The organism is Bacillus tequilensis (assembly GCF_012225885.1).
In the GTDB taxonomy this organism is placed as follows: Bacteria; Bacillota; Bacilli; order Bacillales; family Bacillaceae; genus Bacillus; species Bacillus tequilensis.
Map to the genome: position 1 here is coordinate 2,681,877 of NZ_CP048852.1, position 24,407 is coordinate 2,706,283.

Genomic DNA, 24,407 nt, shown 5'->3' on the forward strand with positions numbered 1-24,407 from the left:
AAGACAAGGCGGTTTCTAAAGAAACCGCCCCGGCTTTTCATTAGCCCTTCAGCTCAGCCATTCGTTTTTGAACAGCGTCACGCTTCGCCACATAATCTTTTTCTTTTTCACGTTCTTCATCGATTACGTGCGCAGGCGCTTTTTTCATAAATCCTTCGTTTCCAAGTTTCTTTTGGACGCGCTCGACTTCTTTCGTCAGCTTATCGAATTCTTTTTGCAGACGGGCAATTTCTTCCTCGATATTAATTAAGCCTTCAAGCGGAAGGATAACCTCTGCTCCAGAGACAACGGCCGTCATCGCCTTATCAACAGCTTCGATATCGGTGCCGATTTTAAGCACGCTCGGATTCGTAAAGCGTTCAACATATGAACGGTTCGCTTCGAGACGGGCTGCGATTTCGTCTGTGCTTGTTTTAATATACAATTCAACCTGCTTGCTCATTGGCGTATTGACTTCACTGCGGATATTGCGCACAGAACGGATCAGCTCAACAAGAAGCTTCATGTCAGCAGCCGCTTCTGCATCCGTATGCTCTGGCACGACAACAGGCCATTCACTTACTGTAATCGATTCCCCATGGTGAGGAAGATGCTGCCAAATTTCCTCCGTTAAGAATGGCATAAACGGATGGAGCAGGCGCATCGTTTGATCCAGTACGTAAGCAAGAATCGAACGGGTTGTTTTCTTAGCCGCTTCGTCTTCTCCGTAAAGCGGAAGCTTCGCCATTTCAATATACCAATCACAGAAATCGTCCCAAATAAAGTTATATAAATGGCGTCCGACTTCACCAAATTCATATCGATCAGCAAGCTGGGTCACGTGCTCGATCGTTTCATTTAATCGCGTTAAAATCCACTTGTCAGCTACTGATTTTTCACCTGACAGATCAAGCTCATCATATGTCATGCCGTCCATGTTCATTAATGCAAAACGGGAAGCATTCCAAATTTTATTGGCGAAATTCCAAGTCGATTCCACCTTTTCATAGCTAAAGCGCAGATCCTGACCTGGAGAGCTTCCTGTCGCTAGGAAATAACGCAAAGAATCGGCTCCGTACTTGTCAATGACGTCCATTGGGTCAACACCGTTGCCAAGAGATTTACTCATTTTCCGGCCTTGCTCGTCACGGATTAAGCCATGGATTAACACATCTTTGAACGGGCGCTCGCCTGTAAATTCGATGCCTTGGAAAATCATGCGTGACACCCAGAAGAAAATGATGTCGTACCCTGTTACGAGAACGTCTGTCGGGTAGTAGCGTTTAAAGTCTTCAGCCGTTACATCAGGCCAGCCCATAGTGGAGAAAGGCCAGAGCGCGGAACTGAACCATGTATCCAGTACATCTGTATCCTGTTCCCAATTTTCAATGTCCTCAGGCGCTTCAAGCCCGACATGCAACTCGCCTGTTTCTTTATGATACCAGGCTGGAATGCGGTGGCCCCACCATAACTGACGGGAAATACACCAGTCGCGGATGTTTTCCATCCAGTGTAAATACGTTTTTTCAAAACGATCAGGCACAAAGTTGACTTTTTCTTCTTTCTTTTGCAGTTCAATCGCTGCATCAGCAAGCGGCTGCATGCGCACAAACCATTGTGTAGAAAGGTAAGGCTCTACAACAGCCCCGCTTCGTTCACTGTGGCCGACAGAGTGCATATGATCCTCGATTTTGAAGAGTACTCCCGTCTCCTGTAAATCCTTCACGAGCTTTTTCCGGCATTCAAAACGATCCATACCTTGATATTGCAGGGCATTTTCATTCATCGTACCATCTTCATTCATGACAAGAATGCGTTCTAAATTGTGGCGGTTGCCAAGCTCGAAGTCGTTCGGATCATGAGCAGGCGTAATTTTCACCGCACCAGAACCAAATTCCATATCAACGTAGTCATCACCGACAATCGGAATTTCACGATTTGTAATCGGCAGGATGACCGTTTTTCCGATAAGGTGCTTATAGCGCTCATCTTCAGGATGGACAGCAACAGCTGTATCACCGAGCATCGTTTCAGGACGTGTCGTCGCAATTTCAATCGAACCTGAACCGTCAGCAAGCGGATAGCTCATATGATAGAATGCGCCCTGAACATCCTTGTAAATCACCTCAATGTCGGATAACGCTGTTTTTGTCGCAGGATCCCAGTTAATAATATATTCGCCTCTGTAGATTAAGCCTTTTTCATAAAGCTTAACGAACACTTCGCGAACCGCTTTGCTTAGGCCTTCATCCAGCGTAAATCGTTCACGGGAATAATCAAGGCCAAGTCCTAATTTCGCCCATTGGCTGCGAATAAAGTCGGCATACTCTTCTTTCCAGCTCCACGTTTCTTCGAGGAATTTCTCGCGGCCCAAATCGTAGCGGGATTTGCCTTCTTCACGAAGTTTCGCTTCCACTTTAGCCTGCGTCGCGATGCCGGCGTGGTCCATACCCGGAAGCCACAGCACATCATAGCCCTGCATGCGTTTCATTCTTGTTACAATGTCTTGCAGCGTTGTGTCCCACGCGTGGCCAAGGTGAAGTCTTCCTGTTACGTTTGGCGGCGGAATCACGACAGAGTACGGCTCTTTTGTCTGGTCACTGCCAGCTTCAAAAAATTTGCCTTCTAGCCAAAAATGATATCGGTCTTTTTCAACCGCTGCCGGATCGTATTTCGTCGGCATTGTTTGTTCATTCGTTTCCATCATAACCCTCCAGCATGTTTAAAAATGGCTGAGAACGAAAAAAAAGCTCTTCATCCCTGTAAAAGGACGAAAAGCTCTTTCGCGGTACCACCTTTTTTCATGAACTCTATCAGTTCATGCACTTACAACGGATAACGGGTGTTTCCCGAATTTCTCTACTCATTTTTCAAGAAATTATGCTCCCGGGCGACCTTCCAATCAGACAACATAAGAAGCCTTTCAGCAAGCGGCTTCTCTCTCTGCATGCGCCTTTTTTGTACTCTTCCCGTTCTAAGCAGGTGTATTTATCAGCTCATTGTATACATTATTTATGTTCTTTATTATAGTAAAAGTGTTTTTGATTCGTCAATCATCTTTTCCAAAAACGCGCCTTTCTATGCAAATGGGCAGGCACCTATTGCCCAAGTTTACATATGATGCTTGTAAATGCGCAGAGGAGGATGCACCGTGAAGAAGCGTTTCAGCTCTTATTCGCTGCCGCCGTGGGTCAGGCAAATTCGGCTTGTATCCACACAAGTCATTATCCCCATTACGATTTTCCAAGGCATCAGAACCATTTTCTTTCCGACTACCTTTGATGTTTTGCTGCTCGCCATCCTAATTTTTTTTGCTTGCGCCCTTCATTTAGATTGGATATAAACAAACAAGTCCGCGCCATTAAGACGTGGACTCGTTTTCAGCCTGTGATTTTTTCTCTTGTTCAACCTGATGAATTTTCATCACAAACGGCTCTATATTTTTCATTTGCCAATAAGCCATTAATAGCTGTGTACATTCATCTTTTTCACGCTGTCTTTTCTCGGTTTGATAACGGTTCAACACCTTGTATATGGCTTGCGGATATGCCATATAGCTGAGAAAAAGACTGACTTCCGCTTCACGCAAGGGGAATGATTTCGTGTACGCGTAAAACCATTCGACGCATTCCGGACAAGCTTTCGGAAAGCCTCTGAACATTTTCGTATAAAAGCCGAGTAAGTCGTTTTGCGGCGGGCCGACAGACGCTCTTTCGAAGTTTGTGAAATACCCGGTCCCGGCATCATTATACAGAAAATGATGTATAGACAAACTGCCGTGGTTCATCACAACCCTTGAGACATTCTTTTCCTTTGCCGACTCATACCAGTCCTCCAGCCGCTCCAGCGCAAAGTTCACCGCCGAAATGGTTTCTGAAAAATAAGTTGCAGCTTGAAGTTCAAAAGGGGAAAGATACCACTCCTTCTCCGCTCTGTCCACAAACTGTTCATAGAATATTTTATCATGTTCCCACTGTTTTTTCGTTTGTCCGTAATAACGTTCAATATCATCTCGGCTTACTTTTATTTCCTGTGAGGTTCTTTCGTGAAGACGGGCTGTTTCTCTAAATAAATAAGCATGTTTCTGATCCCGTTCTTCCTCTTGGTCAAATTGGAGCCAAGGCATTAAATAATAAGAATCTCCGGTTTGCAAGCCTCCTGAGAAAAACTCACCGCTATTTGTTCTGTAAACGGGAACAAATGAACGAAAACCCTTTTCCTCAATCGCCACCATATGATCTGTAAACTGTTTGCCGCGAACCGATTTCAATTTTTTCAAGGCAAATACGCCGTAGTCTGTATATACTTTCCACACAAGCGGACTGACAGGCTCAATAAATTGAGCAGTCAGTCCGTATTCCTGAAGAACCGATTGGGTCTCTTCCATTCCATTCACCACATTTTCCGATCGCTTACGGCTTACGCATGGCTGTGTTTATTTTGAGGAATATAAAGGATTTGGCCAGCTTTCAATTCATCGTCCAAGGCTAAAGAATTCATTCTGATCAGCTGCTGGGATGTGATTTCATACCGCTCGCATAAACGCTCGATCGTATCTTCCTGCTGAACAATGCATATTTTCATTCTCGAAAACTCATCCTCTTCTCTCGTAAAGAGTTTTGTTAAATAAAGAGAATTATCATTTTCTTTTGTCTGAGGTTCCTTCTTTTCAGCCTTGGAAACAGCATCCGCTTCCTTCCTTTCAGTCTCAGAGGTATCAGGAAGCTGGAAGGGTTGAAAAGGGGTTTCTTCCTCAGGTTCTTCAGCCGGCGGGATTTTTCTCACTTCAATTTCAAAGCCTTCTTCCTCTCGTTCTTCCTCTTCCAGCAGCTTAGGCGCTGAATAAAAAGAATCCTCCTCTTCCTCTTCTTGTTCGGGCAGAAAAGTACGGTATGCCAGCACAGGCGATTCTTCTTGTTGTCGTTCCTCCTCCAAGCTCGCTTTTTGACCGAAATGAAGATGGAAAGCGGCTTCTTCATTGTCCTCAGCTGACACTGTTTTTTTCTCTCTGCTTTCTTCTATGGAGAGAACAGCCTCAGATACAGGCTCCGGAGCTTCAATCGCTTCTTCTGCTTCTTGACGAAGCGCGGGATCGGCCTGTTCCGATTGAGCTGCCCCTGCTTCTTCTTGCCGGAGTACGGGCTCAGGTTCCGCTTCTTTCTCTTCTTGACGGAGCGCAGGCTCAGCGTGCTCCAATTGACCCTCTTGACGCGACGCGTAATCAAGAATAGGAGACGCTGCTGATTCTGCTTTTTCTTCAGAACTCATCGTCTCTGCATCAAGCTCCGCTTCCAAAGAAGGTGATTCTTCTGCTCTAGAATGTTCACAAGGCTCTGTCTCCGCTGGAGTGTCCGCCTCTCCACGAACATCTGCGATTGCAGCTGCCGGCTCTGGCGTTTGTTTTTCTGCCTTAACAATCTCTTGAATCTCTATTTCTGAAGCTTCTTCCGTTTCTGTTTCTTCACGGCTCTCTTCTTCCTGAACCACAAGCTCTGGCGTCTCGGCACCATATTTCGCCTCTGGTTCTGAAGAAGCTGATTCCGACGATGCCGCTTCTGCTTTTTCTGTTTCCAGCTCTTCACGAAGCACGGCTTTTGAGACAAAAAGTTCTGGCGTTTCATCCTGCTGAAGTGTTTCCTCTGCCGGAGGTCCATCCGTTTCTGCTGCACTTTGTATCGGCGGCTCTGTAAGCTCTTCCTCTCTAAATGCCGCAGGAGCTTCATATAGAGGGATCTCCGGCTCTTTAACTGCCGTATCATCCAAAAGCCCTTCGATCGCTAAATCAGCCTGAATCGTTAAAATTCGCGAATCGGTTAATTGATAGTCAAATGCGTCAATAAAGACGAAGACATCCTGTAAATGGCTCACCTTATTTTTCGGGATGGTAATATCCACAGGAAAACAGTGAATCAGCTCCGCGCTTCCATCCTCTCTCTGTCTGACTTCTTCAACAAACCGCTTATCGGTATAAAACTCTTCGGTATGTTTGTTTTGATCTATGTTGTACTCACCTGTAAGTTCAAGCGATCCTCTGATTGATACATAATCATTTACTTCCTGAACCCTAATATCAGGATCTAATGAAATAGAAAGCAGTTCAGAAACTTCCTGTCCTTTTTGGAAACAGATCGTTTCTTCCACAGAAAATTGCAATCGATGATTTTGCGGCAAGTTCATATCCTCCTTTCATCTAATCCTTAAAATTAGATGTCAGTAAAGGTGTATGTATGAACTGAGGGAAATATGAGTGGGAGAGCACAGAAAAAAACCGGTACAAGGATTTCCTCGATACCGGTTTTTTCTGTTATCCGCGGCTGATCTCAGCGAATACTTTCTCAGCTGCCTGGATTGTGTTTTCAATATCTTCATCTGTATGGGCCGTCGAAAGGAAAAGGCCTTCGAATTGTGATGGCGGAAGGAATACACCTTCATTTGCCATCCCTTTATAGTAGCTAGCAAACAGCTTCAAATCAGATGATTTCGCTGTTTCATAATTGATGACAGGTTCGTTTGTAAAGAAGAAACCGATCATTGAACCTGCACGGTTAAAGGTATGCGGAATGCCGTGAGCCTCGGCCGCTTTAGAAATGCCTTCTTCCAGTCTGTCGCCTTTTTTGATGAAATTCTTGTAGGATTCAGGTGTCAGCTGCTTCAATGTTTCTAAGCCAGCTGTCATCGCAAGCGGATTGCCCGACAATGTACCCGCCTGATAGATCGGACCGCTCGGAGCAATCCGCTCCATGATTTCGGCCTTGCCGCCATAAGCGCCGACAGGAAGTCCGCCCCCGATCACTTTTCCTAAACAAGTAAGATCAGGCGTCACGCCAAAATAGCCTTGAGCACAATTATAATCGACCCGGAAGCCTGTCATTACTTCATCAAAAATCAGGAGGGAGCCGTATTGCTCAGTAATATCACGCAGACCTTGCAGGAAGCCTTCTTGCGGCGGAACAACACCCATATTTCCGGCAACCGGCTCGACAATGACTCCCGCAATATCTTTACCAAATTGCTGGAAAGCAAGTTTTACACTTTCTAAGTCATTGTACGGAACAGTGATCGTGTTTTTCGCAATGCCTTCAGGCACACCAGGGCTGTCAGGCAGACCGAGAGTGGCCACACCTGAACCTGCTTTAATCAAGAGTGAATCGCCGTGTCCGTGGTAGCAGCCCTCAAATTTTAAAATCTTGTTGCGGCCCGTATAGCCTCTCGCCAAACGGAGAGCGCTCATTGTAGCCTCTGTACCGGAGCTGACCATTCGTACAATTTCTACAGATGGCACACGATCAATGACGAGCTTTGCCAGCTCATTTTCCACTTCAGTCGGAGCACCGAAGCTTGTGCCGTATTCAGCCACTTTTTTGAGGCTCTCTACGACGCGGTCATTTGTATGCCCTAAAATTAAAGGCCCCCATGACAGGACGTAGTCAATATATTCATTTCCGTCAATATCAAAGATTTTGGAGCCTTTTCCGCGCTCCATAAAAATCGGGTCCATGTCTACCGACTTAAAGGCGCGAACGGGACTGTTCACACCGCCCGGCATGAGTTTTTGCGCTTCTTTAAAAGCCGCTTTTGATTTTTCATAGCTTCTCATCTGCCTCAACTCCTGTCAACTGAATTAAATTACTCCGCAAGCCATTTCGCTGCGTCTTTGGCATGATACGTAATAATCAGGTCGGCACCTGCTCGCTTCATGCTTGTCAAAATTTCTAGCACAATTTCTTTTTCTTTGATCCAGCCGTTCTGCGCTGCAGCTTTCACCATAGAATACTCTCCGCTTACATTATAAGCGACGAGCGGCAAAGTAAATTCATTTTTCACATCACGCATGATATCCATATATGAAAGTGAAGGTTTGACAATCAAAAAGTCCGCGCCTTCCTCGACATCTGATTGTGCTTCGCGGAGTGCCTCCATACGGTTAGCAGGGTCCATCTGATATGTTTTGCGGTCTCCGAATTGCGGCGTGCTGTTTGCTGCATCACGGAACGGACCGTAAAACTCACTTGAATATTTCACAGCGTAAGACATGATCGGAATATTGATAAATCCTTCTTTATCAAGGGCTTCTCTGATGGCTGTAACAAATCCGTCCATCATGTTAGAAGGCGCAATGATATCCGCACCTGCTTTTGCTTGGCTGACAGCTGTCTGCGCCAAAAGCTCCAGTGATTCATCATTGAGAATGATCCCGTCTTTAACTAGTCCGCAATGGCCGTGGTCTGTATATTCGCATAAGCATGTATCAGCGACAACAACCATCTCAGGGAAGTGTTTTTTAATTTCTGTGATCGCTTTTTGAACGATGCCGTGATCATGATATGCCTGGGTTCCGCAATCATCTTTTTCTTCCGGGATTCCGAACACGATGACTGATTGAATGCCCAGTCTGACCAGCTCTTCCACTTCATCCTTTAATAGATCTAATGATACATGGTAAACATCAGGCATTGACGGAACAGATTTTTTGCCTTCCAGCCCTTCAACAACAAAAATCGGATAAATAAAATCGGATGGGTGCAAACGCGTTTCCTTCACCATCTCTCTCATTGCTTTTGATGACCGCAGGCGGCGGTGTCTATTAAATGATTGACTCATATTCTCTCTTCCTCTCTAGACATGCTGGACATTAACTCAAGCATGCCATCTATTGTAAATGTATCAGGCGTATACGAAGTGATGCCATATGACAGCAGGGCGTCTCTTGTTAAAGGTCCGATGCTGATACAGGCCGTTCTGTTCGCCTGCCACTTTTTCAATTCTTCTCCCAAGACATGCATAAACGTATGTACGGTTGATGAACTCGTAAAGGTCACATAGTCAAATGAGTATCGGCCCGCAGCCTCTTTCAGTGCCTCGATGCCTTCTTCATCCGGAATCGTTTCATAGACAACCCATTCCTTCACATCAAAACCGAGCGGGACAAGCTCTTGTTTCATCACATCACGTGACAAATTGCCTTTCATTACAGTAATCCGCTCCGCCGGTTCAGCATGCTGTTTAAGGGCCTCCGCCAATTGTTCAGCGATATATTCCTTAGGCATCACATCAACCGACACGCTATGCATTTTCAAGCGGTGTGCGGTTTTTTCACCGACAGCCGCAATTTTTTTATGCGCAGGAAAAATAAGCTGATTTTCCTTTAGATAAGAAAAAAAGAAGTCTGCTCCGTTTACACTTGTAAAAACAAGCCAGCCAGGCGCGGCAAGATCCTCTTTCACCTGTTTTGCAGCATCATTCGGCAAAGCGGGGCGAAACGTAATTAAAGAGGTCAAAACGGCTTTGCCGCCAAGCGCCTCCACTTTTCGCTGAAACGATGCGGCCTGCGCCTTATTCCGGGTGACAAGCACTGTTTTTCCTTTCAGCGGAAAATCATTTTCCATCCTCATCAAGCTCCTGTTTTACACGATCAATTAATGCTTTGGCTCCTTTGTCAGCCATAAGAGCGGCACAGCGCTTTCCGACTTCCTCCGGATCAGTTCCCGTGACAGTTTCTTTAAAAATGATTTTGCCGTCAGGAGAAGCGACAAGCCCAGTCAATTCAATTTCATCCTGCCCGTTTAACACGGAGTAGCCTGCGATCGGAACCTGGCAGCCGCCCTCCATCGCGTTTAAATACGCACGTTCGGCCAACACGGTCCGTTTTGTATATTCATCTGTAAACTGAGAAAATAACGCCAACAGCTCTTCATCCGATTCTCGGCACTCAATCGCCAGTGCGCCCTGGCCCACAGCAGGCAAACAGCGCTCAGGCTCGAGGAATTCGGTTACGACGTCCTGCTTCCAGCCCATTCTGGAAAGTCCGGCAGCCGCTAAAATAATCGCGTCATAATCCTCAGTCTCCAGCTTTTGAAGTCTCGTATCTATATTACCCCTGATCCATTTAATTGTAATGTCAGGACGCTCGATCAAAAGCTGGGCACTTCTTCTTAAACTGCTTGTGCCGATGACAGCGCCTTCCTTCATTTCTGAAAGTTTTACGCGATCCTTTGAAATAAGGGCATCACGCGGATCTTCCCGTTCGGGAATACAGCCGATCACAAGACCTTCAGGCAAAACAGCAGGCATGTCCTTCATGCTGTGCACCGCCATATCAATGTCTTCGTTTAAAAGCGCTTGTTCAATCTCTTTGACAAACAGCCCTTTTCCGCCCACTTTTGAGAGCGTAACATCGACGATCCGATCACCCTTTGTCACGATTTCTTTAATTTCAAAGGCAAGCGAAGGGTTGATTTCCTTCAGTTTTTGAATGACCCATTTTGTTTGAGTCATAGCGAGTTTGCTCCGTCTGGAACCTACTTTTATTGTTCTCATCGTTTTCTTTCCTCCCGAATCTGCTTGGGACATCATTTAACTGAACCAATGGAATTGCGACAGGCTTCCAAGCAGGAAATAATTGATCATCAGCACCAGAAAACAAGCCGCATTCCACAGTGCAGCGATCTTTCCTTGCAGCTCTTTAATCAGCCTGATATAAAGATAATAGCTGTACAGCAGCAGGACGACAAACGAACCAAGCACTTTGGCGTCGAACCAATACAGCGTTTCTAGTGAGACATACGCCCAAATGACACCGAGAATCAAACTCAGCAACAGCATCGGAACCCCGATGACATTCAGAACATAGGCCATATGATCAAGCTTAGACAAATCTTCTATTCTCAACAGCCATTTTCCCCATTTTTTCTTTTTCAGCAGACGATATTGAAACATATATAGCACAGAAAAAACGAAAGAAAGGGAAAAAGCGCCGTATGAAAGAATCGCCATTGTGATATGAATCACCAAAAGCTCAGATACAAGCTGCCCGGAAAAAGCAGCTGACTGCTGCTCTGTCGGTGAAAATGTGTGAATGGCAATCATAGAAAATCCTATTACATTTGTAAAAAACACGATAAAGTCCACGCGTAACAGCTTTGTCAGTACAAGTGACAGCGTGACAAGCACCCAAGCATAAAAATAAAGCGCCTCCGTCACATTTAATACCGGAAACCGTCCCGTCACCCACATAAAATAGGCCAAATACACGGTTTGCAGAGTCCAGACAATAGAAAGCAACCAGAAGGCCATTTTTCCAGCCTTCCGGTTGTGTTGAAGAAAATCTATAAAATAAAAGAGTACACTTAATGCGTAAATGACGATTGTCCCCTCATTAAGTCTTGCCATTGCAGTATCAATCATTCAGCTTTCACTCACTTACAAGTGGGGCAAAGCCCGCTTTTGATTCAGCCTTCTTAAAAGAATGGACCTTTTGGCTGCTTTCAACAGTTCTCATCATTTGACGGCCGGCAGCTTCTTCAATATCAAAAATCTGCATAAACAAAGCCAGCTTTTCTTCAGAATCAGTATCTGCCGCAAGCTCTTTCACCTTTAATATCGGGTCGCGCAGCATTTGGTTAATGATGCTTTTAGTGTGTTTATTCAGTAGCTTTTTCTCTCTTGTGCTCAAGTGAGGCAGCTTCCGCTCGATGCTTTCCATCGTTTCTGACTGGATGGCAAGCGCCTTTTCTCGCAATGCGGAAATCACCGGCACAACACCAAGTGTATTCAGCCATTGTTTAAACTCCACAATGGTTTCTTCAATTAACAGTTCAACTTTTTCAGCGGTTTCTCTGCGCTCTTTCATGTTCGCTTCTACAATGCCTTCCAGATCATCGATGTCATAAAGAAAAACACCTTCAAGGTCATTTAGCGCCGGATCAAGATCTCGAGGCACGGCAATGTCCACCATAAACAACGGACGTCCCTTGCGAAGCTTATTCGCGTTTTCCATCATCTCTTTGGACACAACAAAATCACTTGCACCGGTTGAACTGATTAAAATATCAGCCTCCGCAAGCGCACTTTCAAGCTGATTCAAGCTTCTCGCTTCACCGGAGAAACGGTCTGCAAGCTCTTTCGCTTTCAAGTATGTTCGGTTAATGACAGTGACCTTGCCAATTCCCTGTCCGTGCAGGTTTTCCGCTGCAAGCTCGCCCATTTTTCCCGCACCGAGAATCAATATGTGCTTGCTTGAAAGGTTTCCGAAGATTTTTTTAGCAAGTTCAACTGCAGCATAGCTTACTGATACTGCATTTGAGCCAATGTCTGTTTCGGCATGAGTTCGTTTGCCCACTGTAACGGCCTGCTTAAACAGCTCATTAAAAATAGTCCCGATCGTTTTTTCTTGCTGAGCTGTTTTAAAGCTGTCTCGTACCTGACCGAGAATCTGCGTTTCGCCAATCACCATAGAATCAAGTCCGCAGGCGACACGGAATAAATGCTCAAAAGCCGCGTCGCTTTCGTAAAATGTTAAGAAAGGCGACAGCTCTTCTTTGCTTAATTGAAACCAATCAGCTAAAAATCTCTTTATATAATAACGGCCGGTATGAAGCTGGTCGACTACCGCATAAATTTCAGTACGGTTGCAGGTTGAGACGATGATGTTTTCAAGAATGCTTTTCTCTTCTTTCAATTTCACCATCGCTTCTGCCAGCTCATTCGGCTGAAAGCTTACCTTTTCACGTATCTCAATAGGGGCGGATTTATAATCTACTCCCACAACAAGTATATGCATAGCCTTAATTACACCCCCAACACCCAATCTTTATTTATAATCATTCTAACATAGAACTCATTATTTATAATCATTATAACATACATTCTTTCACAAAATGTGAACAGATTTTAAAATTCTTATGCTATATTAGAAAAAGCTTCATGGAAAAGAAGCATACCTATTGACAATACCAAAAACAGCAGAAATTTACTACACATCAGCTCTAAAAAAACAAGAAGGTGATATGCATGAAACAAAAATCCATTTTATTCCCTTGTCTGCTGCTTGCCGCTTCTGTATATGCTTGGCTTGAAAACGGCCAAGCCGAACTGTTTTCAGGACAGGACCAATGGCCTGTTCTCCTCATGCTGTTAGGCGCAGCCTTTATCTATCAAGGAAAAAAAGAAGCCGTCACACCCCACTTTTTTATCGGCCTGCTTCTTTTTGGAATCGGTTTGCACTTTTTCGCAAAGCCGAGATGGACATGGTGGCCGGATGATTTTGAAATGCTCCTTTTTATGATCGGTTTCTCGCTCTTGGTTTCAACCGTTCAGAAAAAAGAATATGTATATGAAGCTGTGTCGATGATTTGTTTTTCCCTGTTTTTGTACTTTTTTAAACAAATTATGGCGTGGCTTGAATCCGCGCATATTCCGACAGCGCTTCTAAAAGAGTATTGGCCGTTTGTCTTTATCGGGATCAGTTTATTGTTATTATTGATAAAACGGAAAAAATCTATACGATAAATAAAACCGGCAGAGAGTACTCTCTACCGGTTTATCATTTTTTTGATCGCTCCCCAAGCTTCATCTTTCCCCTTTTTCGTTTCAGAGGAGAAGAGAATCAGCTCGTCTTCCGGATCAATATTTAATGTCTGTCGGACAACCTTTGCGTGTTTGTCCCATTTTCCTTTTGGGATCTTATCCGCTTTTGTAGCGATAATAATAACAGGGATGCCGTAATGCTTTAAGAATTCATACATCTGCACATCATCATTAGATGGCGCATGCCGCAAGTCAACGATCTGCACCACCGCTTTCAATTCCTCGCGTGTCGTGATGTAGGTTTCAATCATTCTGCCCCATGCTTCACGCTCTGACTTTGATACTTTGGCAAAACCATAACCCGGCACATCTACAAAATGCAGCTCATCATTGATAATGTAGAAATTGAGCGTTTGTGTTTTTCCCGGTTTTGATGATGTTCTCGCAAGATTTTTGCGATTGATTAATGAATTGATAAAAGACGACTTTCCTACATTCGATCTTCCGGCCAATGCAATTTCCGGAAGCCCGCCCTCAGGGTACTGTTCCGGCTTAACTGCACTGATCACGATTTCTGACTTTGTTACTTTCATTTTTTCTCTCCTACTAAGGCATGTTCCAAAACTTCGTCTAAGTGGGACGCCAATATAAATGTCAGCCCATCTCTGACGCTTTCTGGAATATCCTCTATATCTTTTTCATTCTCTTTAGGCGCAATAATGGTCGTTAATCCCGCTCTATGCGCGCCAAGCGCTTTTTCCTTCAATCCGCCGATCGGCAGCACGCGTCCGCGAAGCGTGATTTCCCCAGTCATGCCGACCTCACGCGAAACCGCACGTCCCGTTAAAGCAGAAACGAGCGCTGTCGCCATCGTGATACCGGCTGATGGACCATCTTTAGGCACCGCACCCTCAGGTACATGTATATGAATATCATACTTCTCATGAAAGTCAGGTTCAATGCCTAGTTCTTCTGTTTTTGAACGCACATAGCTGAATGCAGCTTGTGCCGACTCTCTCATGACATCTCCAAGCTTCCCTGTCAGGATCAATTTCCCTTTCCCCGGTGAAAGCGATACTTCAATCGACAGCGTATCTCCGCCGACGGTTGTATAGGCAAGCCCTGTCACTACGCCAACCTGATCTTCTGTTTCGGCTTGTCCGTATCTGAATATGCGCTTTCCGATAAAGTCTTGAAGGTTCTTCTCAGTAACCGTAATCCGTTTTCGCTCTTCAGCGACAATGGCTTTTGCCGCCTTACGGCAAATCGCGGCAAGGTGGCGTTCAAGGCTTCTCACACCCGCTTCTCTCGTGTAGTAGCGGATTATGTCCAGAATCGCCTGATCACGCAGCTGCAGGCTGCTTTTCTTCAGCCCGTGTTCCTTAATTTGCTTCGGAAGCAGGTGGTCTTTTACAATTTCGAGTTTTTCTATTTCTGTGTAACCCGCAATATTAATAATTTCCATTCTGTCTCTGAGCGGACCCGGAATCGTTGCCAAATTGTTTGCCGTTGCGATAAACAGCACTTTTGATAAATCAAAGGTTTCTTCAATATAGTGATCACTGAAGGTGCTGTTTTGCTCAGGATCAAGCACTTCAAGCATAGCAGATGACGGGTCACCCCTAAAGTCTGATGACATTTTATCGATTTCGTCCAATAAGAAGACCGGATTCAGCTTGCCGGCTTTTTTCATGCCTTGAATAATGCGTCCGGGCATGGCTCCGACATAGGTCCGTCTGTGTCCGCGGATCTCTGATTCGTCACGCACTCCGCCGAGTGAGATTCTGACAAATTTCCGCCCTAAGCTCTTTGCGATTGATTTGGCTAAAGACGTTTTCCCGACACCTGGAGGTCCTGCCAAGCAGAGAATAGGGCCTTTCAAAGATTTTGTCAGCTTTTGGACGGCCAAATATTCTAAAATACGCTCTTTTACTTTTTCCAGTCCGTGATGCTCTTCGTTCAAAAGACGTCCTGCTTCCTTCAAATCAAGCTTATCATCTGTCTCATCCGTCCATGGAAGAGCAGTCAGCCAGTCGATATAGTTGCGAATCACGGAGCTTTCCGCGGAACTTGACGGAATTTTTTCATATCTGTTCAATTCCTTAAGCGCGGTTTCCTTCACATGGTCAGGCATGCCCGCTTCTTCGATTTTTTCCGTCAGCGTCTGTACTTCGCCTGTTTTGCCTTCTTTATCGCCAAGCTCTTTTTGGATCGCCTTCATCTGTTCACGCAAGTAGTATTCCTTCTGCGTACGCTCCATCGAACGTTTGACGCGCTGGCCGATTTTTTTCTCAATCTCCAGCACTTCTTTTTCATTATTAATAAAATCAATAACCTTGTTCAGCCTGTCTTTGACGTCAGCCGTTTCTAAAATATCCTGCTTATCCTTTAGTTTTAGAGGCAGATGGGAAGCAACGATGTCTGCCATTCTCCCTGGCTCTTCGATATCAGTAACCGCGGCGTACGTTTCAGCCGAGATTTTTTTAGAAATTTTTATGTACTGATCAAAGTGGTCTAACAAAGTCCGCATCAAGGCTTCGTCTTCTGTATCTTTCGATTCATCTTCATGAATCAGCTGAATGTCGACCGACGTGTAATCCTCATGCTCATTATATTTGACGATTTGGGCGCGTTTGAGACCCTCAACCAACACACGAATCGTACCGTTTGGAAGCTTCAGCATTTGCTTAATTTTTGTATAAGTGCCGACAGTGAAAATCTCATCTTCACCTGGTTCGTCTATCGAAATATCCTGCTGAGTGGCTAAAAATATCATATGATCATGCATCATGGCCTGTTCAAGTGCCTGAACCGACTTGTCACGTCCTACATCTAAGTGCAAAACCATCGTCGGGTACACTAATAAACCTCTTAAAGGGAGGAGCGGGATGCTGCGTTTTAATTCTTCTGCCATGTAACTGACACCTCCGTGACTTTAGTATGAACCATTATAATACAACTTTTTCATCCTTGTACAATAAACGGCATGGTTCCATTTTCTATAAAACAGTCTCCTCGTAGTATACCCTTTCTTTCTGATATGAAAAAGGAAAAGATGTCCTGCATGAAAAAAACCCTATTATTAAAATAGGGCTTAAACGGATTCTTTATTGATCTCAATCTGAAATGGCTTTTGTTCCGTTGGCGGATTCACTAAAATTTCATCAAGCACTTCCTGGAACGTTTTCACTGCGACAATCGTGATTCCGTCAATCTGCTTTAAGATCGACTGCTGATTTTCATATGGAATAATCACTTTTTTCGCACCGGATTGTTTGGCTGCTTTTATTTTCGGTATGACGCCTCCAATGGGTTTGACAAGTCCGTTCAGGCTGATTTCGCCTGTCATGGCAACGGTATTGTCAATCGGGATTTTGTGTATCGCCGAGAAAATCCCAGCAGCCATCGCGATGCCTGCTGACGGCCCGTCAATCGGAATCCCCCCTGGGAAATTGATGTGAATATCATAATCAGACGGCTTCATTCCCATTGTACGGAGCACCGTTAATACGTTTTCAACCGAACCCTTCGCCATGCTTTTTCGCCGGATTGATTTTGATTGGCTGCCGATGCTTTCTTCTTCAGCAATTCCTGTAATATTAATGGATCCTTTATCCTGAGCCGGGGTCACACTCACTTCGATTTCCAGAAGCGACCCGCTGTTAGGCCCATATACTGCAAGCCCATTTACAATGCCGACTTGTGGTTCTGCACCGATTTTCTGCTCGTGCTTCGGAGTAAGCTGGCTGGAATGAATGACCCATTCAATATCCTCAATCGTAATGTCTTTCCGATTCTCCGTTACCGCCATCCCCGCGGCGATTTGAATCATATTAACAGACTCGCGCCCGTTCCGCGTATAACTGGTTAATAGATCCAGACCTTCCTCAGAGATGTTTTTTTCAATTTTATCCGCTGCTGTTTTGGCAACGATTTTGAGCTCATCCTTTTCAAGCTCACGGAAAAATACCTCTAAGCAGCGGGATCGGATAGCTGGGGGAATTTCATTCGGCATTCTTGTTGTTGCGCCAATCAGGCGAAAATCTGCCGGCAGCCCATTTTGAAAAATATCGTGAATATGATTTGGGATTTGTGTGTTTTCCTCACTGTAATACGCACTGTCTAAAAAGACTTTCCTATCCTCAAGCACCTTCAGCATTTTATTCATTTGAATCGGATGCAGCTCCCCTATTTCATCAATAAACAGCACACCCCCATGGGCGTGGGTAACAGCTCCCTGCTTCGGCTGCGGAATCCCGGCCTGTCCCATCGCTCCGGCCCCTTGGTATATGGGATCATGAACAGAGCCGATGAGCGGATCGGCAATTCCTCTTTCATCAAAACGAGCTGTCGTCGCATCGAGCTCTACAAAAACAGCCTGCTCTTTAAAAGGCGATTGTTTATGTTTTTTCGCTTCCTCTAACACAAGCCTCGCTGCAGCTGTTTTCCCGACACCCGGCGGTCCATAAACAATAACATGCTGTGGATTCGGCCCGCACAAAGCCGCCTTTAATGCTTTAATGCCATCTTCCTGTCCGACGATATCTTGAAAACTTTTAGGGCGGACCTTTTCAGATAATGGCTCGGACAAGCTGATAGCGCGCATTTTCCGAAGCTGCTCCATTTCCTTCTTTGATTCCTTATCTATCGTGACCTTTTGTGTCCTTTGATTTTTAAGCAAATTCCAAAAATACAAACCGATGATGATCCCAAAAAACAGCTGAATAAATAACGCAATTCCTGTCCAACTCATGATGGTCCCTCCTGAAAAACAATTTATGTATCCAATTCATTCCTCTGATTGCTAGTATCTCCCACAGAAGACGGGAATAAACGTTTTTCAGGAAGAGTTTGCACGACAAAAAACCTCCCGAATGTCATCACTCAGGAGGTTTATGATTATCTTTATGCAGATGTTTTGTCTTGGTTTACCTCAGTGCCGTCTTTTAATAAGAGGCGAGGCGGCTCTCCGTGTGTCACAGTTGCCCCTGTAATCACACATTTTTCAATGTCATCACGGGAAGGCAGCTCAAACATCACATCAAGCATGATACCTTCAATGATAGAACGGAGTCCGCGGGCTCCAGTCTTGCGTTCAATCGCTTTTTTAGCAATTTCAGAAAGCGCTTCTTCTTCGAACTCAAGCTCAACATTGTCAAGCTCAAGCATTTTCTTGAATTGCTTCACAAGAGCGTTTTTCGGTTTTGTTAAGATCGCAACCAACGCTTCCTCATCAAGCTTTTCAAGGCTTGCAATAACCGGAAGACGTCCGATAAATTCAGGAATTAACCCGAAGCGGAGCAAGTCTTCAGGAAGCACTTTTGAAAGAAGATCTTCTTTCTCCAAGTCAGCGGCTTTATTGTCAGCACCGAATCCAATTACTTTTTGGCCTAAACGGCGTTTGATGATTTGTTCGATGCCATCGAAAGCACCGCCGCAAATGAACAAAATATTTGTTGTGTCAATTTGAATGAACTCTTGATGAGGATGCTTGCGTCCTCCTTGAGGCGGCACGCTTGCCACTGTTCCCTCAAGAATTTTAAGCAATGCCTGCTGTACACCTTCACCTGACACGTCACGTGTAATGGATGGGTTTTCTGATTTTCTAGCCACTTTATCGATCTCATCAATATAGATAATGCCTTTTTCGGCTTTTTCCACATCATAATCAGCAGCTTGGATGAGCTTCAAGAGAATATTCTCTACATCTTCACCCACGTAACCAGCTTCTGTCAAAGACGTAGCGTCTGCAATCGCAAACGGCACATTTAAAATGCGCGCCAATGTTTGCGCCAGAAGGGTTTTACCGCTTCCTGTAGGACCGATTAATGAAATATTACTTTTTGAAAGCTCAACATCATCAACTTTGCTGTTGGAGTTAATGCGCTTATAGTGATTATACACAGCAACAGCGAGTGATTTCTTCGCTTGATCCTGGCCGATGACATATTCATTCAGAATTTCGCGGATTTCCTGAGGCTTCGGTACGTCTTTAAATTCTACTTCCTCTTCTGTTCCGAGTTCTTCCTCTACAATTTCAGTGCAGAGTTCGATACATTCGTCACATATATATACACCAGGTCCAGCTACAAGCTTACGAACCTGATCTTGTGTTTTTCCGCAGAACGAGCATTTTAATTGTCCTTTTTCCTCGTTAAATTTAAACATTCTTTCACCCCTTAATCTTGTCTCACTTTTTCTTTTACCGGCAGAGCAAAAGAAAATGATTCTTGAATCGAACGAGTATGTATTGCATTTTACCATACTTTCCAAAAAGACGGTAACGATGTGTTTCTGACTTGCACATTCTATATGTATGACACAAAAAAGCCCTGCATTAACTATCTTACCCCAAGAAAAAGAGATAAATCATAATTGTACAAAACAAGGCACGAATGATTCGCGCCCTGTTTTTTATTACTATTATTATGCACCATATTAACGGTTTTCTACAAGAAAATCAATTGCTTTGCGAACTTTTAAATCTTCCTTCATCGCGTCAGTAGAACCGATGGCTTGTTTAATATTTTCAACAGGCATGTTGTATGCTTCAGCCATTTTAGTCAGCTCAGCATCAACTTCCTCGTCTGATACTTCAAGGTTTTCAGCTTTCGCAATCGCCTCAAGAGTCAGGTTAGATTTTACGCGTTTTTCAGCATCTTCTTTCATTTGCTCTTTTAACGCAGCTTCATCTTGGCCAGAGAATTGAGTGTAAAGCTCAAGGTTCATGCCTTGCATTTGCAGACGCTGTTCGAATTCTTTCAGCATGCGGTCAAGCTCAGTGTCAACCATTGCTTGAGGAACATCGATTTCAGCGTTTTCAGAAGCTTTCAGAACAAGCTCTTCACGCAATTTAGCGTCAGCTTCGTTTTCTTTCGCTTCTTCTAAACGTTTCTTTGTTTTCTCAGTTAATTCAGCGAGTGTTTCCACTTCTTCATCGATATCTTTAGCGAATTCATCGTTAAGCTCCGGAAGCTCTTTCGCTTTGATTTCGTGAATTTTCACTTTGAAGACAGCTGGTTTGCCTGCAAGATCTTCAGCGTGGTACTCTTCAGGGAATGTCACTTCAACATCCTTCTCAGCACCTGCTTCAAGGCCGACTAATTGCTCTTCGAAGCCAGGGATGAATGAACCAGAACCTACTTCTAGAGAGTAGTTCTCAGCTTTTCCGCCTTCGAATGCTTCGCCGTCAACGAATCCTTCGAAATCAAGAACAACTGTGTTCCCTTCTTCAACAGCGCCTTCTTCTTTTACAACAAGCTCAGCTTGACGCTCTTGAAGCGCTTTTAGTTCGTTTTGAACATCTTCGTCAGTTACAGCTGTGTCGTCTTTTTCAATGCCTAAGCCTTTGTAGTCGCCAAGCTTCACTTCAGGTTTTACTGTTACTTTCGCAGTGAAGATTAAGCTTTCGCCTTTTTCGATTTTTTCAACGTCGATTTCAGGACGGTCTACCGGCTCGATTCCAGCTTCTTCAACCGCTTTAGGGTATTCTACAGGAAGAAGAATATCCAAAGCATCTTGGTAAAGAGCTTCTACGCCAAAGCGCTGTTCGAATAATCCGCGAGGAATTTTACCTTTACGGAATCCAGGAATTGAAACTTGTTTAACTACTTTTTTAAATGCATCATCAAGTGCTGTTTTAAACGTTTCAGCATCAACTTCAACCGTTAAAACGCCTTCGTTGCCTTCTTGTTTTTCCCATTTTACAGACATGTGTTTCCCTCCAAAAATCTATTCAGGTTGTGTCGGTCTTCCATTCTAAAGCAATCATTCGGCTTCGTCCAACAAAAACAAAGCTGCCAAAGATCAGAATCATTATGTATAGATGTTAATAATGAACTGCAAAGCCTGTCCAACCGTATTTCTTATAACCCGTTATACACAAATACAACCATTATATTATAACATAACACATAGCGCTTTCAACTATATGGCGCGATTTACAAATAAGAAATTTCTTCAATATCTTTTATCATTGTGCACGCTTCATCAAGTTCTCTGTCAGAAAACTCATACATCATATGAAGTTCTTCTCTTTCAATTTCAATCCCATGCATCTCGTAGCCGACTTTATGCAGGGCAGCCGCCCATAGATCTGCTGACAGCAATTTCGGCTGGAACGGATATAAAACGTACAAATGCCTTCTCCATAATTCTTCTACTGCCGCATATAAGGTCGGATTTTCATTTCCGAGCGTCTCATCGAGCACCCGGAGAACACGGTGCAGAATCGGAGCGGCATCAGGCGGAACAATCTCAGACGGTTCTATTGTCAAAGACTCGCCAAATTTAGTAATGTGCACGGGCTTATTGTACTCGTGCTCCGCCAAAAGCATCACAATCATCGTTTTGATAATTGGGTGAGCCGAAGGATCTTGAAGGATTGTTTTAAGCAGACCTGTATACTTTGCTACGTTGCGGTCTTTTAAGGAATGGATTAAATTCATTTGCTCCTCGGGGCTTGCCAGCACTTTCTCAGTATCAATTGTATCCTCATATTCCTCGGCCCACGCCTCGTCTTCACGTTCCGGATCGGTCATTTTCCGGCTGAAATCAAGCAGCTTATAAAACTGCTCGGCGCTTTCTGCCGGCAGTTGATTTTCTTCCAAAACGGCTTCAATAGTGCTTTTCACTTCTTCGTATTTTTTGAGCTGAATTAAGATGGTCATGTACACCTGCAAAACGGTAAAGTAATGGCCATAGCCTTCTTTGAGCATCTTCTCGCACACGCTTTTTGCCTCTTCCAATTCGCCCAGCTCTAAAAAGCAGATAGCCATCCCTAAGTGAAGATCAGATTCAGTATCATCATATTTCATAGCTTCTGAAAACATTTCCAGCGCTTCTTGATACTTTTTTTCCTTTAGTGATGACATCCCTTTTTCCACAAGGCGGTCTTTCAAATGAGGAAAAGGAATAATTTTTGCGTTCTTCTTGTCATGCGTCATACCTATATTCCTTTCAGGCATTTATTTTGTTCAAGTGTATCAACACCTGTGAACAAACACAAGAAATGAAGGTTTCACAAGGCAAAAAAGCCGCCGGACAAATGCCGGCCGCTTTTTTAGGCTTGAAGCCATGAGCTTCTTTGTGATTCAAATTGCTTGATTTCATCTTCAAGTAAAAGGGTTAATGAAATTTCATCATAGCCGTTGGTCAGCATCTCTTTCCAATGCGGATCAACTTCAAATGAAATGTGATTGCCTTCACTGTCATGGATCAGCTGGTTTTCAAGATCTACAGTCATTTGCAATGCCTGGTTTTCATACTGGCTGACAAGCTTTTTCCAATTGTCATATGGCATGCGGATCGGCAGCATACCGTTTTTAAAGCAGTTCTGGTGGAAAATATCAGCAAAGGACGGCGCAATGATAATTTTAAACCCATAATCATCTAGCGCCCACGGAGCGTGCTCACGTGATGACCCGCAGCCGAAGTTTTCTCCTGCTATTAAAATGGAAGCGCCTTGATAAGCAGGCTGGTTCAATTCAAATTCAGGGTTCGGTTCACCGTTCGCATCATATCTCCAGTCAAAGAATGCAAAACGCCCGTAGCCTGTTCTTTCAATCCTTTTCAAAAATTGCTTGGGAATAATCTGGTCTGTGTCAACATTGATTCGATTTAATACGGCCGCTTTCCCCGTATGTGTTTTCAAAGGTTCCATCTCGCGCACTCCTTACACAACTGTTTTTTCCTGATAAAACTTTCGGACATCAATAAAGTGTCCGTGAATGGCGGCCATTGCAGCCATTGCCGGGCTGACGAGATGTGTTCTTGCCCCTTTTCCTTGTCTGCCCTCAAAGTTGCGGTTAGAGGTTGACGCACAGCGCTCTCCCTCAGGAACAACATCATTATTCATGCTTAAACACATGCTGCAGCCTGACTCTCTCCATTCAAATCCAGCTTCCAGAAAAATCTGGTCAAGTCCTTCTTTTTCCGCCTGAAGCTTCACGCTTTGAGATCCGGGAACGACAATGGCTCTTACACCGTCAGCCACCTTCTTCCCTTTGATCATATCGGCAGCCTGGCGAAGGTCAGTCATGCGAGAATTTGTGCAGGAACCGATAAATACGTGCTCCACTTTAATGTCTTCAATTTTCTGATGAGGGGTCAGCCCCATATATTCATAAGCGCGAATGGCTTCTTTTTTGTCACCTTCTGCGGAAAAGCTTTCCGGCGCAGGAACTTCAGAATCAACAGGAAGAACCATTCCCGGATTGATGCCCCATGTCACCATCGGAGAAATGTCGCTGCCGTCAAGGACGATAGATTTATCGTAAACAGCGCCCGGATCTGTGCGCAGCGCCCTCCATTCCTCTACAGCCTTATCAAACTCTTCGCCTTTTGGCGTGTACTTACGGTTTTTGCAATATTCAAATGTCACCTCATCAGGTGCAATCAAACCAGCTCTTGCCCCTGCTTCGATTGACATGTTGCATACGGTCATTCGTTCGTCCATCGTCATATTTCTGAATACTTCCCCAGTGTATTCAATGACGTAGCCAGTGCCGAATTTCACTCCGTATTTGCCGATGACAGCAAGAATGACATCCTTTGCCGTTACCCCTTTTTGAAGCGTTCCGTCTACACGCACTTCAAGTGTTTTCGGCCGCTGCTGCCAAAGTGTCTGTGTGGAAAGGACGTGTTCAACTTCACTCGTCCCGATTCCGAATGCAAGAGCGCCGAAAGCGCCATGTGTTGATGTATGACTGTCGCCGCATACAATCGTTTTCCCCGGAAGTGTTAAGCCCAGTTCAGGGCCGACGACATGGACAATCCCTTGATCCACACTGTGAAGATCGGCAAGGCGCACGCCAAATTCTTCACAGTTTCGTTCAAGCGCCGTTACTTGGCGTTTCGCCACTTCATCCTTTATCTCAAAACGATTGACGGTTGGGATGTTGTGGTCCATTGTCGCAAATGTGTTTTGAGGCCTTCTGACCTTTCTTCCCTTTTGTCTCAACCCTTCAAATGCCTGAGGAGACGTGACCTCATGAATAAGATGCAAATCAATATAGAGAAGATCCGGTTTTCCCTCACCATGTTTTACAATATGCTGATCCCAAATCTTTTCGATGATCGTTCGAGGCATCATCTTTTACTTCCTCCCTCTACCTATGAACTAA

19 protein-coding genes and 1 other annotated feature are annotated in these 24,407 nt (G+C 44.5%); of the genes, 2 read left to right on the forward strand and 17 right to left on the reverse strand.

Translation table 11 applies throughout. The features are described from left to right. Window positions 1-40: 40 nt before the first annotated feature. The gene (gene valS, locus G4P54_RS14355; RefSeq protein ID WP_167873887.1) at window positions 41-2,683 is read right to left on the reverse strand and encodes a valine--tRNA ligase; all 2,643 of its coding nucleotides are present in this window, start codon (window positions 2,681-2,683) and stop codon (window positions 41-43) included. A 59-nt stretch (window positions 2,684-2,742) separates the two neighbouring features. Beyond that, window positions 2,743-2,965: a binding site (T-box leader), on the reverse strand. 165 nt (window positions 2,966-3,130) lie between these two features. On the opposite strand from valS, the gene G4P54_RS14360 reads away from it, so the two are divergent. After that, on the forward strand, window positions 3,131-3,322 hold the full coding sequence (locus tag G4P54_RS14360; RefSeq protein WP_024714848.1) for a YszA family small membrane protein: 192 nt from the start codon (window positions 3,131-3,133) through the stop codon (window positions 3,320-3,322). Window positions 3,323-3,340: 18 nt separating this feature from the next. Here the strand turns inward: G4P54_RS14360 and cotN are convergent, their stop codons facing one another. From cotN to hemA, 8 genes are all read right to left on the reverse strand, one after another. Continuing rightward, entirely contained in the window at window positions 3,341-4,366 is a 1,026-nt protein-coding gene (gene cotN, locus G4P54_RS14365) for a spore coat protein CotN (RefSeq protein WP_167873016.1), read from the reverse strand. A gap of 32 nt (window positions 4,367-4,398) precedes the next feature. Next, window positions 4,399-6,150 carry a LysM peptidoglycan-binding domain-containing protein gene (locus G4P54_RS14370; protein ID WP_167873017.1) on the reverse strand — a complete coding sequence of 584 codons (1,752 nt, stop codon included), beginning with the start codon at window positions 6,148-6,150 and terminating at the stop codon, window positions 4,399-4,401. 133 nt (window positions 6,151-6,283) lie between these two features. Further along, window positions 6,284-7,576 (reverse strand): glutamate-1-semialdehyde 2,1-aminomutase, encoded by a 1,293-nt coding sequence (gene hemL / locus G4P54_RS14375; RefSeq protein ID WP_167873018.1) that lies wholly within the window; start codon window positions 7,574-7,576, stop codon window positions 6,284-6,286. A 29-nt stretch (window positions 7,577-7,605) separates the two neighbouring features. Next, the gene (gene hemB, locus G4P54_RS14380; RefSeq protein WP_024714844.1) at window positions 7,606-8,580 is read right to left on the reverse strand and encodes a porphobilinogen synthase; all 975 of its coding nucleotides are present in this window, start codon (window positions 8,578-8,580) and stop codon (window positions 7,606-7,608) included. After that, a complete protein-coding gene (gene hemD / locus G4P54_RS14385) occupies window positions 8,577-9,365 on the reverse strand; it encodes a uroporphyrinogen-III synthase (RefSeq protein WP_167873019.1) in 789 nt (262 codons plus the stop codon). Before hemD ends, hemB begins: the two co-directional genes overlap by 4 nt. Next, entirely contained in the window at window positions 9,355-10,296 is a 942-nt protein-coding gene (hemC, locus tag G4P54_RS14390; protein ID WP_024714842.1) for a hydroxymethylbilane synthase, read from the reverse strand. The genes hemD and hemC overlap by 11 nt, the downstream gene beginning before the upstream one ends. A gap of 36 nt (window positions 10,297-10,332) precedes the next feature. Continuing rightward, a complete protein-coding gene (locus G4P54_RS14395; protein ID WP_024714841.1) occupies window positions 10,333-11,163 on the reverse strand; it encodes a cytochrome c biogenesis protein in 831 nt (276 codons plus the stop codon). A gap of 7 nt (window positions 11,164-11,170) precedes the next feature. Further along, the gene (hemA, locus tag G4P54_RS14400; RefSeq protein WP_167873020.1) at window positions 11,171-12,538 is read right to left on the reverse strand and encodes a glutamyl-tRNA reductase; all 1,368 of its coding nucleotides are present in this window, start codon (window positions 12,536-12,538) and stop codon (window positions 11,171-11,173) included. A 230-nt stretch (window positions 12,539-12,768) separates the two neighbouring features. Between hemA and G4P54_RS14405 the strand changes: the two genes are divergently transcribed. Beyond that, window positions 12,769-13,266: a hypothetical protein gene (locus G4P54_RS14405; RefSeq protein WP_167873021.1), complete on the forward strand. Its 498-nt coding sequence runs from the start codon at window positions 12,769-12,771 to the stop codon at window positions 13,264-13,266. A gap of 23 nt (window positions 13,267-13,289) precedes the next feature. On the opposite strand, the gene yihA is transcribed toward G4P54_RS14405, so the two are convergent. The 8 genes from yihA to leuC form a co-directional block, all read right to left on the reverse strand. Continuing rightward, window positions 13,290-13,877, reverse strand: a complete 588-nt coding sequence (gene yihA / locus G4P54_RS14410; RefSeq protein ID WP_024714838.1) for a ribosome biogenesis GTP-binding protein YihA/YsxC — start codon at window positions 13,875-13,877, stop codon at window positions 13,290-13,292. Beyond that, window positions 13,874-16,198, reverse strand: coding sequence for an endopeptidase La (gene lon, locus G4P54_RS14415; RefSeq protein ID WP_167873022.1), 2,325 nt, complete (start codon window positions 16,196-16,198; stop codon window positions 13,874-13,876). Before lon ends, yihA begins: the two co-directional genes overlap by 4 nt. Window positions 16,199-16,378: 180 nt before the next feature. Continuing rightward, window positions 16,379-18,037, reverse strand: a complete 1,659-nt coding sequence (lonB, locus tag G4P54_RS14420) for an ATP-dependent protease LonB (protein ID WP_167873023.1) — start codon at window positions 18,035-18,037, stop codon at window positions 16,379-16,381. A 152-nt stretch (window positions 18,038-18,189) separates the two neighbouring features. Beyond that, window positions 18,190-19,452, reverse strand: coding sequence for an ATP-dependent protease ATP-binding subunit ClpX (clpX, locus tag G4P54_RS14425; RefSeq protein WP_024714835.1), 1,263 nt, complete (start codon window positions 19,450-19,452; stop codon window positions 18,190-18,192). A gap of 270 nt (window positions 19,453-19,722) precedes the next feature. Then, a complete protein-coding gene (gene tig / locus G4P54_RS14430; protein ID WP_024714834.1) occupies window positions 19,723-20,997 on the reverse strand; it encodes a trigger factor in 1,275 nt (424 codons plus the stop codon). Window positions 20,998-21,224: 227 nt separating this feature from the next. After that, complete coding sequence (ddcA, locus tag G4P54_RS14435) at window positions 21,225-22,229, reverse strand: DNA damage checkpoint antagonist DdcA (RefSeq protein WP_024714833.1); 1,005 nt, start codon at window positions 22,227-22,229, stop codon at window positions 21,225-21,227. A 116-nt stretch (window positions 22,230-22,345) separates the two neighbouring features. Then, on the reverse strand, window positions 22,346-22,945 hold the full coding sequence (gene leuD / locus G4P54_RS14440; protein ID WP_167873024.1) for a 3-isopropylmalate dehydratase small subunit: 600 nt from the start codon (window positions 22,943-22,945) through the stop codon (window positions 22,346-22,348). Window positions 22,946-22,957: 12 nt separating this feature from the next. After that, window positions 22,958-24,376, reverse strand: a complete 1,419-nt coding sequence (gene leuC / locus G4P54_RS14445) for a 3-isopropylmalate dehydratase large subunit (RefSeq protein ID WP_167873025.1) — start codon at window positions 24,374-24,376, stop codon at window positions 22,958-22,960. Window positions 24,377-24,407: the final 31 nt, after the last annotated feature.

Excerpts from the sequence above, each read along its gene's own strand:
- valS (WP_167873887.1), bottom strand. The coding sequence starts at position 2,683 with ATGGAAACGAATGAACAAACAATGCCGACGAAATACGATCCGGCAGCG.
- cotN (WP_167873016.1), bottom strand. The coding sequence starts at position 4,366 with ATGGAAGAGACCCAATCGGTTCTTCAGGAATACGGACTGACTGCTCAA.
- hemL (WP_167873018.1), bottom strand. The coding sequence starts at position 7,576 with ATGAGAAGCTATGAAAAATCAAAAGCGGCTTTTAAAGAAGCGCAAAAA.
- hemB (WP_024714844.1), bottom strand. The coding sequence starts at position 8,580 with ATGAGTCAATCATTTAATAGACACCGCCGCCTGCGGTCATCAAAAGCA.
- hemD (WP_167873019.1), bottom strand. The coding sequence starts at position 9,365 with ATGGAAAATGATTTTCCGCTGAAAGGAAAAACAGTGCTTGTCACCCGG.
- hemC (WP_024714842.1), bottom strand. The coding sequence starts at position 10,296 with ATGAGAACAATAAAAGTAGGTTCCAGACGGAGCAAACTCGCTATGACT.
- G4P54_RS14395 (WP_024714841.1), bottom strand. The coding sequence starts at position 11,163 with ATGATTGATACTGCAATGGCAAGACTTAATGAGGGGACAATCGTCATT.
- hemA (WP_167873020.1), bottom strand. The coding sequence starts at position 12,538 with ATGCATATACTTGTTGTGGGAGTAGATTATAAATCCGCCCCTATTGAG.
- G4P54_RS14405 (WP_167873021.1), top strand. The coding sequence starts at position 12,769 with ATGAAACAAAAATCCATTTTATTCCCTTGTCTGCTGCTTGCCGCTTCT.
- yihA (WP_024714838.1), bottom strand. The coding sequence starts at position 13,877 with ATGAAAGTAACAAAGTCAGAAATCGTGATCAGTGCAGTTAAGCCGGAA.
- lon (WP_167873022.1), bottom strand. The coding sequence starts at position 16,198 with ATGGCAGAAGAATTAAAACGCAGCATCCCGCTCCTCCCTTTAAGAGGT.
- lonB (WP_167873023.1), bottom strand. The coding sequence starts at position 18,037 with ATGAGTTGGACAGGAATTGCGTTATTTATTCAGCTGTTTTTTGGGATC.
- clpX (WP_024714835.1), bottom strand. The coding sequence starts at position 19,452 with ATGTTTAAATTTAACGAGGAAAAAGGACAATTAAAATGCTCGTTCTGC.
- tig (WP_024714834.1), bottom strand. The coding sequence starts at position 20,997 with ATGTCTGTAAAATGGGAAAAACAAGAAGGCAACGAAGGCGTTTTAACG.
- ddcA (WP_024714833.1), bottom strand. The coding sequence starts at position 22,229 with ATGACGCATGACAAGAAGAACGCAAAAATTATTCCTTTTCCTCATTTG.
- leuD (WP_167873024.1), bottom strand. The coding sequence starts at position 22,945 with ATGGAACCTTTGAAAACACATACGGGGAAAGCGGCCGTATTAAATCGA.
- leuC (WP_167873025.1), bottom strand. The coding sequence starts at position 24,376 with ATGATGCCTCGAACGATCATCGAAAAGATTTGGGATCAGCATATTGTA.